Consider the following 15,027-nt stretch of genomic DNA (forward strand, 5'->3'; position numbering starts at 1 on the left):
ACGCCGGAGTGCTTAGCCTCAGCAGCCTACTTTAGTTGCGCTCACAAAGGCAACGCCCGAGCATCCAGCCTATGCTTGTCCCGCCAGATCATCATTCCCAATCACCATGTGCTTCTTGCGGTGAATGATTTCTTCCTGGCGGCCGTGAACCATTGGCCGCTTGTTGGGGTTACCGAGGTAGCCGCAAAGGCGCTTGACCACGTCGCAGGTGTCAGGGTTGTGGTTGCCGCATTGCGGGCATTGATAGCCTTTGGCAGTCGCCTTGAATTCGCCTTTGAACCCGCATTCGAAGCATTGGTCGATTGGCGTGTTGGTGCCGAGATACCCGATTTTATCGTAGGCATAATCCCAAACCGCTTCCAAGGCCTTCGGGTTTTGCTTCAGATTTGGGTATTCGCAGTAGTGGATGAAACCACCAGAGCAATACTGTGGGTAATCCTTTTCAAAATCGAGCTTCTCAAATGGCGTTGGGGTCTTGCGGACGTCATAGTGGAAGGAGTTAGTGTAGTAGTCCTTGTCTGTGATGTCCTTGACCACGCCGAAGCGCTTCTTGTCCAACCGGGCAAAGGTATCGGTCAACGATTCTGACGGCGTGCCATAAACTGAGAAATGGTAGCCGTATTCTTTTTCCCAAGCTTCGCAGTGATCATACAAATCCTTGACCACTTGAATACTGAAGGCCTTGGCTTCCGGATCCTTCTCCCAGGCATGGCCATAGAAGACCGTGCCCACTTCGTACAGCCCGATGTAGCCCAGGGAAACTGTTGCGCGGGAGTTCTTGAAAAGTTCATCGACTTTCTGGTCATCATTCAGACGCTTGCCGAATGCCCCATACTTGTACAAAATCGGAGCGGACTCTGGCGTCGCTTGCTTGGCGCGTTCCACCTTGTAAACTAAGCCCTGCTTGCAGATGTCGAGGCGCTGTTCCAACAAGGACCAGAACTTATCCTTATCGCCTTTAGATTCCATCGCAATCCGTGGCAGGTTCAGTGTGATGACGCCTAAGTTCATGCGGCCAGCGTTGACTTCTTTGCCGGTGTCAGGGTCGGTCCAGCCTTGCAGGAAGGAGCGGCAACCCATCGGTGCTTTGAAGGAGCCGGTGAGCTTTTTGATCATGTCATACGACAGCACATCAGGGTACATGCGCTTGGTGGCACACTCCAGAGCCAGTTGTTTCACGTCATAGTTGGGATCCTCTGGCGCCATGTTCAGACCTTTTTTCAGCGTGAAGACCAGCTTCGGGAAAATCGCGGTGCGCTTTTCCTTGCCCAAGCCGGCAATGCGAATCTTGAGAATGTCCTTTTGGATTTCGCGTTCGATCCAACTAGTCCCTAAACCAAAGCCAACGGTCACAAAAGGTGTCTGGCCTTGCGTTGAATACAATGTGTTGACTTGGTATTCCAACGTCTGCAAGGCATCATAAATGTCTTTCTTGGTCCGCCGCTTCGCATAAGCTTCGGCGGTGTCAGGGTCTTGCGTCAGCTCGGTGGCTTCCGCCAAATGCTTCTGGTAATTCTTCTCGGCAAATGGCGCCAAGACCTCGTCGGTGCGGTCCGAGGAGCAACCACCATACTGGCTGGAAGCGACGTTGGCGATAATCTGGGTCATCTGGGTCACTGCGACCTGAATGGAGTGCGCCGCTTCGACTTCGGCATTGCCGATACAGAAACCATTCGTCAGCATCTCTTTGAAGTCGATCAAACAACAGTTGGTTTCGGCCATGTAAGGCGTGTAGTCCAAGTCGTGCCAGTGGATATCGCCGCGCAAATGGGCATTGGCCACAGCTGGCGGCAACATCTTCAGGCCAATCGCCTTGGCGACCGCGCCGGCAGTTAGATCGCGCTGGGTGGAGAACACGCGGGAGTCCTTGTTGGCATTTTCGTGGACCACCGTGGAATCGCGGTCCAGCAGCTTTTGGACGTTGTAGTTCACATCGGCTTTCTTGCTGCGCTCGATGTCGCGCTGCACGCGATACTTGGTGTAGGCCTCGCCCCAGTCATACTGGTGCGCATCAAATAAGGCCTGCTCCACGATGCTCTGCACTTCGGGAATGCGGACGTCCGATTTGAACCGTTCAGTGATGGTGGCCACGGCATCATCGGCGATCTGTTCGATCAAGGTGTAGTCAGCTGGGGCCAGTTCCCCATTCACTGCCTTTGCGGCCTTGGTAATCGCCCGCGTAATTTTGCTTTGATCAAACGTCACAATGCGACCGTCTCGTTTTTTTACACTGATTTGTACTTTCAAATCGATCATCGGTAAATCGCCCCTGTCTTCGTTATGTAATAACTAATAAGGATAGTCTATCACAACAGATGCCACAATATATAGTTGAAATACGGAAATTTTCCAGCAAAATAACTAGATATTGTGTTGTATGCTATTTAATCTTTCACTATGAAGATAGGCTGAAAGCGCGTCCCGACTCATACCTTAGCCTGATTCTGGCCTCGACGGGTATTGGCGCTCATAAAATTTGCTATAATTAAGCATGTCGAGTTGTGGGATTCACCCACAACCAGCTGGAGGTAAATGATGCAAAAAGACCAACTTAAACAAATCCTGGTCCTCGTGGTGATTATTGTGCTTGGCTTGTTCCTGTTGCCTTTCGTGGCGGGGATCATCAGCATGATCATCAAGCTCGCCCTGCTCTTGGCGATTATCGCTGCGCTGTACTGGGCTTACGTCACCTATATTAAGAAGTAACCGTGCAACCATTAAAACGGCGAGTAGGCGCTCAATTGAGCGTTTACTCGCCGTTTTTATGCTTCGTGATAACTCAGTATGTCCCCAGGCTGACAGTCCAGCACCTGACACAACTTCGCCAAAGTGGAAAAACGCACTGCCCTAGCCTTGCCAGTTTTGAGCACTGAGAGATTGGCAATGGTGATATCAACCGCACCTGCCAATTCGGTGAGCGTCATGTGCCGCTGAGCAAGTAGCGTTTCCAGATTGATTTCAATCATAGCAACCTCCTAAATGGTCAGGTCGGTGTCTGTTTTATAGGCCAGCGCCGCCTGCCATAAGCGCGTTAACACCGCCATAAAAACCGTTAACACCAACGGTACCAGCGCTACTGCCAACCCGATCACCATTAGCCCCGGGGCATCGTCTAACCGTGCGGCTGTGTAGATAAAAGGTAGCCACAACCACACGCCAAGCGTCAGTGCCACCAACGCCCAGGTGAGGTGACGTAGTTTGGTCAGCGCCTGATTGGTAAACGCGGTCCCCCGCTCAATCACGCTCAGCAGCTGTTCGGCCACCACCACTGCCACCAAAAAAGCTAGCAGGGCAAGGTATACCCCCACGCCTAAGCTCACAACCACACCGCCCAAACCCGCCGGCGCGCCTTGGCCCATTTCGCTTAACATAATGGGGACTGGAATCACGCCAATCACCACCGCTAGCAACGCCAGCCCGCCGAGCGTCACTCTTAAAAACCAAGTACTTGCTTTCATTGAATCCGCCTCCTGCATGGTTTAACGCTAGTATCGCAGATTCTTTATCGATAATCGATAAAGAAAAGTTTAAATCAAGTCACGAAAAAGCCGTGATTCACCACGAGTTATGTGGCAGATCACGGCTTTTTGCTTGCGCTGGATCCTAACGGGTTCGAACCGTCGACCTCTTGCATGCCATGCAAGCGCTCTCCCAGCTGAGCTAAGGACCCCTTCGATAAAGATAGATTACCGGAAAAAGACAGCGCTGACAAGCCCTAAAGCACGGTCCGCCGTGAAATTTAGCTAAGCGGTCAAAAAATCCTCAATTCACTAGGTATACCACTTGCATCACCCGGGTCAAGACAGTTATAGTGGAAATATAGGGAAGCGCTTACACAAAATTCACTATTGTGAGTCGTTTCTCTTGCATACCCGAAGACAAGGCATTTAGCGGTGGTGGCCTTCGGTTCTGCGATCTGTGACATGATCTTATTCTGTTTTTTTAATCAAATTATTCTAACGAAAGGATAGCTAGACCGAAATTGCTCTAACCATCGCTTCCGGCTAGCAGGTATATGATATGGCTGACACATCTAGTTCTTTTCGCGATTCGTTCGCCGCTTGGGCGGGCAAGTTCTCCGGATCAAGATTCGTGCGGGCAATCATGCAGGCAGGTTATAGCGTGATTGCATTCTCCATTATTGGGGCGATGTTCTTGATTCTGACCGTGCTGCCGCAAGCCTTCCCGATTCCTGGGTTTGCTGAATGGTATGCCAGCACCGTGGGCCGCTTTGCAGTCCTGTTCCAAGTGGTGTTCAACGCCACCATGGGGATTTTAGCGTTAGTCTTTGCTGGGACCTTCACCTACACCTACACTGAGATCTATCGGGAGGAAGAACATCTCGCGCTTAATCCGCTGAACGGTTTGTGGATGTTCATGATGGGCATGTTCATCACCGTGCCTCAGTTGATCTGGAAAGGTGGCATGATGAATTTTGTCACCTCTTTGGACAAAAACAACATCATCGGCGGCGGGTATGCGGTTTCCGCTGGGGGGATTACCCGGATTGGCTCCGTTGGGATCTTTACTGGCCTGGTCGTTGGCTGGCTGACGGTGCAAATTTACCGCTTCACCATCAAGCACAACTGGCAGATTAAGATGCCAGCTTCCGTGCCGCCTGGTGTGTCCAACTCCTTTAGCGCCTTGATTCCTGGGGCCTGCGTGGCTGCAGTCGTGACCGTGCTGAACATGGTGCTGGTTTTGGCCGGTACCGACATTTTCAAAATTCTCTATATTCCATTCTCATTCATCAGCAACATCGCCAACACTTGGTGGGGCTTCTTGATCATCATCTTCCTGATCCACTTCCTCTGGTGGTTCGGGGTTCACGGCTCCACGATTATGAGTTCCTTCTACACCCCAATCGTGCTGGCCAACTTGGCCGCTAACGTTGGCGGACAAAACAACTTCTTTGCCGGCGATCCAATGAACGCCTTTGTTATCATCGGTGGGGCCGGTGCGACCTTGGGCGTAGCCATCTGGCTTGCCTTCCGCGCCAAGTCCGTCCAATTGAAAGAAATTGGGAAAGTTGAAATTGTCCCTGCCCTGTTCAACATCAACGAACCGATTTTGTTCGGGCTGCCAATCGTGTATAACGTACAGCTTTTAATCCCATTTATCGGTGCGCCACTGGCCGCTGGGATTGTTGGCTACCTGGGTGTCTCCAGTGGCCTGGTACCGAAGATTATTCTGCAACAACCATGGCCAACTCCAGTGGGCCTGAGTGGGTTCATCGCCACCGCCAGCTGGCAAGGGGCAGTACTTTCCATTATCTGCGCCTTGGTGGCCTTCCTGGTATGGTATCCATTCATTCGCAAGTATGACCGGATGCTGCTGAAGCAAGAACAAGCTCACGAATCCAATCAATAAGCCTCAAGCACAAGACCCGGCGCAAAAATTGCGCCGGGTCTTTTTGTCAATTCAGGAAATACGTGTTCTTAGCCTTCCAGTCTTCGAGCTTGATGCTCACCCAGAACCCGTAAATGCCCAGGGTAATCAGCGTCAGGAAGAACCACTTGAGCCAATTGCCGAACAACCCCACGGCACTGCCGGAAAACTGCATCCGGTGGCCTTCAATCACGGTGTGGTTGATTTTCCAGCCGTAGATCATGCACAGCGCCCAAGGATAGCAAATGCCAAAAGTGATGGCAGTGATGATGCCGCCTAGCAGCGTCCACCCCACTAGCGACAAGAGTGAACCATCAAAAAACGAATCTCGCCCGTATTTCATTTCCATGTTAATTTCCTCCACCCAGATGATTGTGACAAAAAAGGCCGCTGAGTTTTCATATGAAAACTCGGTGGCCTTTGCCAGTGGATCCGAAGAGATTCGAACTCTCGACCTCTGCCATGCGAAGGCAGCGCTCTCCCAGCTGAGCTACGGACCCAAAACACAATTAACATTGTAGCATAGAACCGCATCCTGTAAAGCACAATTCCGCCTACCCTGAGCGGGTAATCGTGGACAAGCAAAAAGGCCGCGGGCAAGCGACCTTTTGCTTGGTCACGCGATGGGTAGGCGCGTGACGATTTCTACTTTGGAGGAGTAAAAATGAAAAATAGGGTTGGGGTAGAAATGACATTGCTCATTTCTATGTTCTTATCATAACGATAAGTTGTGAAGAAATTGTGAATTTTTAGAATTTAATTTATGAATTGCATAAGTTATCCATGTAAACGAGCGGCTCGCCAGCTGAAAATTCCGATCGAAGCAAACAGGATCAGCGCCAGCATCAAGAACAGCGGATGATAGCCAACCGCCTCGATCACCAAGGCCCCAATGAGCGGGCCCACTGCCCGGCCCGCCGAGGCAAACATCTGTACATACCCTTGGAACCGGCCCTTTTCGGCGGCTTCGGTGTACATATCCACGTAGGTCGACACGGACGGCAACGCGAGAATTTCGCCCAGGGTCAAAACGCCCATCGCGAGCATGAATAGCCAGTATGATTTGGCCCCAATCAAAATCAGAAAGGCGCACCCGAACAAGGTGAAGCCTACGCCTAGGCGCAAGCGGATATGCTTGGTCAGCCAGTCGTCAAAAGCGGTTAAAATCGGCTGGCCCAGTACAATCAGCACGGCATTGAAGGTCCAAAGGAAGGAATAATCCCGCACCTTCATCCCCAGGCCGAGCATGAAGGTCGAGATATTGCTTTGCCATTGCTCATACGCCACCCAGGTTAAAAACAGCGTGATCAGCAGCAAAATGATGGGCACTTGATGCGGGTTGTCTCGCCGCGCTCCCGCGGCTTTAACCTGCTTTTCGATTTTGCGTGACGGTACATTGAAATGGATCAGGGCGACAATGAAGAACAATGTGAACAACGCAAAGGCCAAGGCGAAGATGTAACTAATCCCCAGTGGTAAGACGTACCCGACAATCAAGGTGCCAATGACCAGCCCGAGGTTGGACATGAAGTACAAGACGTTGAACACATAACTCGAGCGGCGACGGGTGGACAAGGTCGCATAAGAATTCAGCGCGGTGTTCACCATCCCACTCCCAAAGCCCATAATCACCAGATACAGGGGATAGGCCGGCCAGCCATGCCACATAATTAGCGCACCAGCCGTGAGGACATCCAAGGCAATCCCCGTCAAAATGGTGCGATATGGCGACCAGCGATCGAACAGCCGCCCGCCGACCACATTGCCAATCATCATGGCCACGGAATTAAAAAACAACACGATGCCCGACGTCGTGAGTGGTTCGCCGAGATATTCGTGCATGTAAATCGTTGTCAGCGGCCAAATGAAGCTGATTCCAGTATTGGTAATCAACGACCCTAAAAACAGCCACTTTAACGTTAATTCCTTGCGTGCCATCAACACTCTCCCCCTCAATCAACGTCCAGCTTGCGCAGTTAACACCTCATTCTAGCGAAAAAGCCCCACCCTGTCTGCGAAAATGGGCAGTTTCTCATTTTACTAAATTGAAAATATTGCAGAGAGTTATTCCTTGAGAAATAGTTGCGAGCGGTTCCGAAACCCATGCGGTTGCGGTAAACTGAAGGTATCAGCTAAGAATGCGAGAGGAATCGATATGACAGTAGAAACCAGTCTTAATTATCAAACAACCTTTTTCAAAAATTTCGCCGCTGCTTGGGCCGACCGTTCAAGTTATCGTTTATATCAAGGCATTGATAACACCGCCGAGAATTTGCGGTTAGCGTTATCAGAAACGCCGGGTTACATTTTGGCCTACGACAAACAAGCCGAACATGAACTGCATGACTACTTACGCCAAGACTTCATTGGCTTCTTACGCGAACACGTGCCGTTCTTTGAAGTCAGCGACCAAGGCGAGGTCTTCTTTGGCGATTGGTACCATCGCCGCCAGTTCGGGACCATCGATGTCTTTGCGCGCACGATTGTTCAGCGCACCGACAGTGAAGTAGCCATCATGCCGCAATTGGAAGCCTTCGCCCAAGACGAAAGCCACTATCTCGACAACCAAGTCGAAGCCATGCGCAAAGCCACCTACCAAGAAGTCGACCGGCTACACCAGCAGCTAGAAAACGCGGAAGCGGAAGCGGTCACTGCCCCCAAAGCCAATCCTGATTCTGGCAGCTCTCGGGTCCGCGGCTTTTTGAAGAGCTTCGTGGATCCCGATGCGGACCAACCCAGCCAGCCGAGCCGGAAAGCCCCAACCACTGACCAGGTGCAATTGAAGGCCCGGTTCGACGCCGCCAAAGCGACTGCGGATGAAACCTTCGACACGCAAAAGCGACAGCTGCAAGTTTCCGCCGCCATCACGCGGTATGAATATCAAGCCGTCACCACCACCTTCAGCTCACTTGAACAGTTCAAGAATATCTTGGCGAACTTACCAAAGGACTTCATGCGCGCCTTGGAGCTAAAGGAGGAGCAAACGAATGCTTAATTTTCACGATCAACAAATTCAACAAATTACCACCACGGCCTTAAATGCCGCTGATGCCCGCCGCCAAGTCACCGCTGCTTACGCTAAGCGCACCGATTTTTTGCGCAATGACCCCCTGTGGCAAGGCAACCTGCCTGCCATTCAGGCCACCACGCTCAGCTACACCGCGCTGTTGGCGGACAAACTGCTGGAAGCTTTGCGGCTAGGCGGCAGCATTGCCGCCACCTTCGTGGAACGCCTTTGGTTCCAGCCAGCTGTTGGCGATGGCGATCGCAGCACCATCACCATCTACTTGGCCAGCCCGGACAAAAACCAGGAGCTGTTGGTAATTGATGGCGGGTTAACTGAAGATGGCCACCTAATTGCCAAGAACCTGCCAACGCTGTTGCAAATCACCGCCAAAGATCCCGACCTCGGCTACCCGGATGACGAAGTGCGGGCGATGAGCCAAATGATCAAAGTCTTCTACACTGCGGGCTTGCGGTTCCGCACCATTGACGAAACCGTGCTCCAACCGGTCGACGGTTTGGCCTTTACCACCAAGTTCGACAACGGCCAACCGCTGGCGACCATGGCAGAAATCAAGTCCAGCGGCAACGTCAAGCTCTCCTTGCCACTGGATCACAACAATGTGGTGGATTACAGCGTCCTCGATGACAACAAGCACGACTGGAAAGACCTCGGCACCTCTGATGTCCAGGACGACACCTTCACCTGGGCTTCCACCACGATTCCAGATGAACTCGTCGGCCAACGCCTTCGCCTGCGGGTACAAGTCCAAGCCAGTCAAAGTTCACCGGCGCTGGATGAACTATTCGTCATCGCATCAACCAATGCCATCTTGATGCGCCAAGGCAGCAATCGCGGCCAATACGCAGTTGACCTGCCGAACCACAACGTGCTGACGGTCACCATGGACCCGGCCCGCAACCAACTGGCACTGAGCTATCCGGAAAAAACCGTGCAGTTGATCGAGCTGGACAATCAGTACCCATTCATCGGTGAATGGCTCAAGTCCGTGCTCCCGCAGCGCCGCGCGTTTAACTGATCTCTACCTAACCCTGACCCCGCCGTCGACACGATGGTGGGGTTTTGTTTTACTTGACACCACTATCTTCAGCGGTCATGATATCGCTATATGAGAGTGTGGTTAGCTATTGATTAGAGGGTGATGACGGTGCTTCAAAGTGAACAATATCGCCGCTTAGTTTTCTTCCACAAATATGCTGCCCTACTTTACCTGCTAGTGTATGGCCTCAGTATGGGCCTATTTTTCAAGCTCCGACTTTACGAGCTTGAGTATTACCCGCTTGATTCATATCTGACTAAACATAAGATTCGCGAATATGGCCTCGTCCGCCTCCGCGACAACCTCGGATCTATTCAAGACTGGTGGGTGCTCTTGCTTTTACTGATTGGCATCGGCGTGGGGCTGGCGTTGTTCTTTGACACCGGTCGAAAGCTGAAGCAGCCGCGCGCCGCTGCGCTGCTCGTGACGCTGGGCGCGCTGATTCCACTCCTCCCACCGTACAACGAAAATGTGCTGACCCGCATCGCCGTGGGCACTGGGCTCCTCTTTTTCGGGGCGCTGGGCCAGTGGTTCTTCAACCTGGCCGTCTTTGCAAAAAAGTCCCCGTATCAAAAAGAGCATTCGTATTTCGATAGCGTGAAATAGCCTAAATTGACTGACTAATATCCGGCTTGAATGCCCTGGCTCAACTAAAACAGTCAGGCTTCTACAATCGAATCCGGCCAAGGATTGACTGTTCAGCCGTTAATTTACTGTTATCTAGCGGTGCCGGCCGGTGAGGCGGAGGGGCGCGGTGGTCCGGCAGCGAAACAGTTAGCCCACGAGGAGACTGCGCAGCAGGCTACTCCTGGGCTAACTGGGGACAACGGCAAGACAGCTTTGAGCGCGCAGCGCGATGCTGGCTTGCCGTTGAGGCTGGAGACCGCCTTTTGGCTCCAGCCGACCCCGCAGCCGGACCGCCGCGCCCCGGAGCCTCACTGGTTGGCGCCGCGGGGTAGTCGCGCTATGTGGAGCCAACGCCGGAGTGGCTAGCTACGCTCAAGGCCTCGCCGTCAAAATACAACGGCAATGCCTTGAGCTAGGCTACCCATCCGTCTAAGTGCGGCTCCACTCCGCTGCCTGACGCCTTTAGTTGTCAAGACGCCCTTTTCCGGTTATGATTAGAGCCACGAAGACCCGGCGGAACGTGCGCTGGGATTGCGAAAGGAAGAGAAGAAATGGCAAACGAATTACCACAAGTCGTGACTATCGCTGGCGTTGATAGCGATGGCAGTGCAGGCGCCCAGGCGGATCTGCACAGTTTCTTCATGCGCGGCACATACGGCGCCTTGATTTTAACCGCCGCAGTCGCCGGCAACTCTTACGGCATCCAAGATAGCACCTTGATGCCACTGGACTTTATTGATCACCAATTCGACGCGCTGGCCGCTGACCTACACATCCGCGCCGCCAAAACCGGCATGCTGGCTGACTCAGCCATGATTGAAGCTGTCGCGAAGAATTTGAAAAAATATGACTTCGGCCCCCTGGTCCTTGACCCCGTGATTTCCACGAAGCATGGCAACATGCTGCTGGAAACCAGCGCTTTCGACACCTTGAAAAAAGTGCTCATTCCAATGGCCACAGTGATCACGCCTAACTTCTATGAAGCTGAGCACCTGACCGGCCTCAAGCTCGATGATGACGCCGCCATCATCCAAGCCGCTGAGCAAATTCGTGCCATGGGCGCCAAGAACGTGGTGCTCAAAGGCCGTCATGATAGCGACGAGCAAACGCAGGTCCGCGATTACGTACTGCTCGAAAACGGCAAGCATTTTTGGCTCACTGGTCCTTATTTCCCCACCACCCGCAAAAACGGCACTGGCGACACCCTCAGTGCTGTCATCACTGCGGAACTGGGTAAAGGTACCGACTTGGAAGATGCGATTCGCCTGGCCAAGCATTTTGTCGACACGGCCATTGCCAATGAAATTCCTGTTGGTCACAAATTCGGGCCCATCAACCACTGGGCCAACGCCATCGTGCAGCCAAGTTTCACTGCTGCTTCAGACGATTAACGCCAACCACTCAAAAACGAGCCCTTCAGCGCGGATACCCGCGTTGAAGGACTCGTTTGTCATTCTGTCAGCTTTACCGGCGGCCGCGCAGAATATCGATCAATTCGGCGACGCCCATCACAATCAGAATCACCCCGAGCACTTGCAGCAGGGCAAGGATGGAACCGAAGGGATTAAACAACAACACAATCCCCGTGATGGCTACGACCAAACCGTAAATAATCGTGGGGAATGGTGACACATTCACATACTGCTGGCAATCCCGAGCGGTGGTGATGCGAGTAATGCCGTAAATCACTAGAATAATCCCGACAATCATCGGTAGCATCGACAAAGCCGGCCGCAGGAGCACACTCAAGACCAACGCCCCGATGAGCAGCCCGCTACCACGCCACAAGGCCACTTGTCTTTGCCCTTGGTCGCGAAACGCGTCGATAAAGGCGCCGGCCGCCATGAGCAGTACCCCGCCAATCAACACATACTTCACCACATGGTAGACACTGTATGGCGCCAGCAAAAACCACACGCCCACCAGCGCTAGTAAGAGCGCTTTGAGCCACGCGTAACGCGTCAGTTTATCAATGGCATTTTTCAATCCGATCACGCCTTTCTAAGGCCCAGTTTAACACTGACCAGCAGCCCCTTCCTCGGGCGCAAGCATGATTTACCAGCGCTCATGGTCCCAGGTGCGGCCATCGACTTCGCTTTCCGCCTGCTCGAGCCGCTTCGCCTGGGTCTGAATGAAAGTCTGCAGCGCCGTGAAAAACGCCGCCTCTTCGTAGCTTTTAGCTTCCTTGGCTTGCGCCTGTGCCGTCTGTAACAACCACGCCGTTGTGTCGTCCATGCTCAGTCCCCCTGCTTCAATTCCGCCAGCGTTTGCTGCAGTGATTCTAAGCGGTCTTGCCGCTGCTGCAACGTATCGGCCAAAATGTTGAGCGCTGGATCGGTGCTCGTCGCCAGCTGCTGCAACCACCAAGCCGCTTGCGCGTCAAAATGCTGCGGCTGATCAACGGTGAGATACTGCTGATATTGCACCAGCAGTGCCGCGCGCTGCTTCTCACTTTGGTAAGCGAATTGGGCAATCGTCAGCGGCGCCAGCAGCTTCAGCCCAGTTTTATGCGCCAAAGCCGCGTATGGCGCCAGTAATTCGCTGATCGAGACCCCTTCCGCCCCGCCGAGTTGGTAGGCTTTTTCCGGTTGGCTGAAATTCACCACCAGCCCCAAGCTCTTGCCACGCAGTTGCTGGGGCCGGACCGCAAACTCATCGGTCCACACATCGGCTAGCCATTGATGCAGACTGGCCGGTGCGGCATACCAATAAAGCGGAAACTCAAGCACAATCCGGTCGGCCTTTAGCAATTGCGCTTGCTCTTTGGCCACAGCAAACGGTTGCGCTGCGTCCAAATGGTGCCAAAGCACGTCAGTTAAAGGCGCCGCGCTGGCTTTGAGGAACTGCTGGGTCAGGGAGTTACTCAATTCCGGATGACTCACAATCACCAATGTTTTCATCTTACTTGCCTCCGTTTAGGGCCTTAAACAGCTTCTTTTGGACCGTGGGTAGTGCCACGGCGGCCAGGTCAGCGGCTGGCACCCAGCGCGCTGGCAGCACCGCCAAGTCAAAGGCCGGCGCTGCCGCAGTTAATAGGGTCAACTGCCATTGTTGATGGGTAAAGGTATGTTTAACTAACTTAGCGTCGGCTGGTTGCAACTCAACGGCGATGCCGGCTTCAGCCGCAAATTGTGCCGCCGCCTGGGCGATTTGCGCGGTGAGGTCACCTTCGAGCGCTGCTCGCGCCACCAACGGAAACATCCACAAATCCGCGAGCATGCCCGAGTTAGGCCGCTGCTCCAGCAGCCAGCCAGCGGGGCTGTGAATCGCCAAGGCAAAATAGGGCACCACCTTGGGCCGCGGCTTCTTGGTTTTGACCGGAAAATCCAAGACCCGATTGGTTTGATAGCTTTGATCAAAAGCCACCAACGGCGAATGGGCCGGATCAGGGTCTTTCGCGCGCATGTATGACGAGCCCAGATCCATCACTGCCTGGTTAAAGTCTCCGGGCCGCTCAGGGTCGATCAACTGGCCAATCAGTTGTTCAAAGCCGCCGCGAGTTTGGGGCTTCGCGATGTCGTCTTCAATGCAAAACAGCCGCGCAAACACACGAAAGGCATTGCCATCAATGGCTGGTACGGCCTCGTTGAACGCGATGCTAGCGATGGCGCCGGCTGTGTACGGCCCAATGCCGCTCAACGCTTGCAACTCAGCGGCGGTAGTCGGCCACTGACCCCCGTAATCGCGCACCACTTGCTTGGCCGCTTGCTGCAAGCGGCGTGCGCGAGAATAATAGCCTAACCCCTCCCAGGCCTTCATTACCGCCGCTTCCGAGGCGGAGGCGAGCGCCTCAACCGTAGGAAACTGAGCCAAAAAGCGTTGATAGTAGGGAATCACGGTTGCCACTTGGGTTTGCTGCAGCATCGTTTCGCTGATCAGAATATGATAAGGATCATGGTCACGCCGCCACGGCAGATCGCGTTTTTCGGTGTCGTACCAGTCTAGCAGCGCCTGGCGGAAGGCTCTGATTTTAGCTGGTGGCCAATCTAATTTTTCCAAAGCAAGTTCACCTCGCTTCTCATTATACGGAAAAGCCAGCCGGCTTGCACAAGGCTTCGGCAGCTATGCTATGATTCAGGTATCAACTTCAGGAGGCATACGATGATTAAATTGATTGCGCTCGATATCGACGATACCTTGCTGACCTCACAGCGTCACATCCTGCCCACCACCAAACAGGCTGTGCAGGATGCGCTAGCCCAAGGCATCAAAGTCGTGCTCTGCACTGGCCGCCCGCTGGCTGGCGCGAAACTGTTCCTCGATGAACTGGGCATTCAAGGCGATGAGCAGTATGTCATCACCTACAACGGTGCGGTAACGGAAACCGTTTCTGGGCAGGTCATGGCCAAGCACTTGCTCGATAATGCCGCTTACCGTGAAATTACCGCTTACGGTCAGGCCCACCACCTACCCACTAATGTGCTCGACGCCCACAGCAACATTTACACCGCCAACCGCGACGTGGATTGGTGGATTGTCGAGCAGGCTGCGGAGAACGAGGCTGGGCTGTTCATTCGCCAACCTGATGAACTCCCAGCTGATTTTGCCATTGCCAAAGGCGCCTTTGTTGGGCCGGAGCGCTTGCTCGATGCCCACGAATCCGCCGTGAAAGCCGCGTTCCAAGACCGCTTTTACGTGGTGCGAGCCGGGCGCAACTTCATCGAGCTGATGGACCCCGCCGTCAACAAAGGCCAGGCCCTGAGCGACTTGGCCGAGCAGCTTAACATGACGGCCGAGAATGTGATGGCGGTGGGCGATGAAGGTAACGACTTACCGATGTTTGACTTCGCCGGCGTGGCCGTCAGCATGGGTAATGGCACTGCTGAAGCCAAGGCGCATGCCGATTACGTCACCGCCGCCAACGATGACGACGGGCTGGCCCAAGCCATTCGTAAATTTGCCCTTTAATCAAGCAAGGTTCATCGCTGGTAAGCCAGCGATGAACCTA

The 15,027-nt window shown here is 53.5% G+C and carries 16 protein-coding genes and 2 tRNA genes; 7 read left to right on the top strand and 11 right to left on the bottom strand.

Annotated elements, in window-relative coordinates:
• Positions 1-69: 69 nt before the first annotated feature.
• Entirely contained in the window at positions 70-2,256 is a 2,187-nt protein-coding gene (gene nrdD / locus AAA927_RS09635; RefSeq protein ID WP_338217677.1) for an anaerobic ribonucleoside-triphosphate reductase, read from the bottom strand.
• A 279-nt stretch (positions 2,257-2,535) separates the two neighbouring features.
• Here nrdD and AAA927_RS09640 point away from each other — a divergent pair, with 279 nt between their 5' ends.
• On the top strand, positions 2,536-2,706 hold the full coding sequence (locus AAA927_RS09640) for a hypothetical protein (RefSeq protein WP_204117887.1): 171 nt from the start codon (positions 2,536-2,538) through the stop codon (positions 2,704-2,706).
• 56 nt (positions 2,707-2,762) lie between these two features.
• On the opposite strand, the gene AAA927_RS09645 is transcribed toward AAA927_RS09640, so the two are convergent.
• From AAA927_RS09645 to AAA927_RS09655, 3 genes are all read right to left on the bottom strand, one after another.
• A complete protein-coding gene (locus AAA927_RS09645; RefSeq protein WP_204117886.1) occupies positions 2,763-2,966 on the bottom strand; it encodes a helix-turn-helix domain-containing protein in 204 nt (67 codons plus the stop codon).
• A 9-nt stretch (positions 2,967-2,975) separates the two neighbouring features.
• Positions 2,976-3,458: a DUF2975 domain-containing protein gene (locus tag AAA927_RS09650; protein ID WP_338217678.1), complete on the bottom strand. Its 483-nt coding sequence runs from the start codon at positions 3,456-3,458 to the stop codon at positions 2,976-2,978.
• Positions 3,459-3,597: 139 nt separating this feature from the next.
• Positions 3,598-3,670, bottom strand: a tRNA-Ala gene (locus AAA927_RS09655).
• Positions 3,671-4,020: 350 nt separating this feature from the next.
• On the opposite strand from AAA927_RS09655, the gene celB reads away from it, so the two are divergent.
• On the top strand, positions 4,021-5,370 hold the full coding sequence (celB, locus tag AAA927_RS09660; protein WP_338217679.1) for a PTS cellobiose transporter subunit IIC: 1,350 nt from the start codon (positions 4,021-4,023) through the stop codon (positions 5,368-5,370).
• A gap of 46 nt (positions 5,371-5,416) precedes the next feature.
• Here celB and AAA927_RS09665 read toward each other — a convergent pair whose 3' ends face one another.
• The 3 genes from AAA927_RS09665 to AAA927_RS09675 form a co-directional block, all read right to left on the bottom strand.
• Complete coding sequence (locus AAA927_RS09665) at positions 5,417-5,737, bottom strand: YjgN family protein (protein WP_204117882.1); 321 nt, start codon at positions 5,735-5,737, stop codon at positions 5,417-5,419.
• A gap of 78 nt (positions 5,738-5,815) precedes the next feature.
• Positions 5,816-5,888, bottom strand: a tRNA-Ala gene (locus AAA927_RS09670).
• Between the two features lie 277 nt (positions 5,889-6,165).
• Positions 6,166-7,326, bottom strand: a complete 1,161-nt coding sequence (locus tag AAA927_RS09675) for an MDR family MFS transporter (protein ID WP_338217680.1) — start codon at positions 7,324-7,326, stop codon at positions 6,166-6,168.
• Positions 7,327-7,543: 217 nt separating this feature from the next.
• On the opposite strand from AAA927_RS09675, the gene AAA927_RS09680 reads away from it, so the two are divergent.
• The 4 genes from AAA927_RS09680 to thiD all read left to right on the top strand — a co-directional run bounded on the left by AAA927_RS09680 (position 7,544) and on the right by thiD (position 11,470).
• Positions 7,544-8,383 (top strand): SbcC family exonuclease, encoded by an 840-nt coding sequence (locus AAA927_RS09680; RefSeq protein ID WP_204117880.1) that lies wholly within the window; start codon positions 7,544-7,546, stop codon positions 8,381-8,383.
• Positions 8,376-9,431, top strand: coding sequence for a hypothetical protein (locus AAA927_RS09685; RefSeq protein ID WP_125580456.1), 1,056 nt, complete (start codon positions 8,376-8,378; stop codon positions 9,429-9,431). The genes AAA927_RS09680 and AAA927_RS09685 overlap by 8 nt, the downstream gene beginning before the upstream one ends.
• Before the next feature lie 129 nt (positions 9,432-9,560).
• Entirely contained in the window at positions 9,561-10,058 is a 498-nt protein-coding gene (locus AAA927_RS09690) for a hypothetical protein (protein ID WP_338217681.1), read from the top strand.
• Positions 10,059-10,630: 572 nt separating this feature from the next.
• A complete protein-coding gene (gene thiD, locus AAA927_RS09695) occupies positions 10,631-11,470 on the top strand; it encodes a bifunctional hydroxymethylpyrimidine kinase/phosphomethylpyrimidine kinase (protein ID WP_338217682.1) in 840 nt (279 codons plus the stop codon).
• Positions 11,471-11,543: 73 nt separating this feature from the next.
• Here the strand turns inward: thiD and AAA927_RS09700 are convergent, their stop codons facing one another.
• The 4 genes from AAA927_RS09700 to mutY all read right to left on the bottom strand — a co-directional run bounded on the left by AAA927_RS09700 (position 11,544) and on the right by mutY (position 14,078).
• Complete coding sequence (locus AAA927_RS09700; protein WP_338217683.1) at positions 11,544-12,065, bottom strand: HdeD family acid-resistance protein; 522 nt, start codon at positions 12,063-12,065, stop codon at positions 11,544-11,546.
• 69 nt (positions 12,066-12,134) lie between these two features.
• Positions 12,135-12,314 carry a hypothetical protein gene (locus AAA927_RS09705; protein WP_338217684.1) on the bottom strand — a complete coding sequence of 60 codons (180 nt, stop codon included), beginning with the start codon at positions 12,312-12,314 and terminating at the stop codon, positions 12,135-12,137.
• A gap of 2 nt (positions 12,315-12,316) precedes the next feature.
• Positions 12,317-12,979: an NAD(P)H-dependent oxidoreductase gene (locus AAA927_RS09710; RefSeq protein WP_338217685.1), complete on the bottom strand. Its 663-nt coding sequence runs from the start codon at positions 12,977-12,979 to the stop codon at positions 12,317-12,319.
• 1 nt (position 12,980) lies between these two features.
• Entirely contained in the window at positions 12,981-14,078 is a 1,098-nt protein-coding gene (mutY, locus tag AAA927_RS09715) for an A/G-specific adenine glycosylase (RefSeq protein ID WP_338217686.1), read from the bottom strand.
• Between the two features lie 102 nt (positions 14,079-14,180).
• Here mutY and AAA927_RS09720 point away from each other — a divergent pair, with 102 nt between their 5' ends.
• Positions 14,181-14,987, top strand: coding sequence for a Cof-type HAD-IIB family hydrolase (locus tag AAA927_RS09720; protein ID WP_338217687.1), 807 nt, complete (start codon positions 14,181-14,183; stop codon positions 14,985-14,987).
• Positions 14,988-15,027 lie beyond the last annotated feature (40 nt).

Origin of the sequence: Lacticaseibacillus salsurivasis, from assembly GCF_036246225.1 — a bacterium.
Classification (GTDB): Bacteria; Bacillota; Bacilli; order Lactobacillales; family Lactobacillaceae; genus Lacticaseibacillus; species Lacticaseibacillus salsurivasis.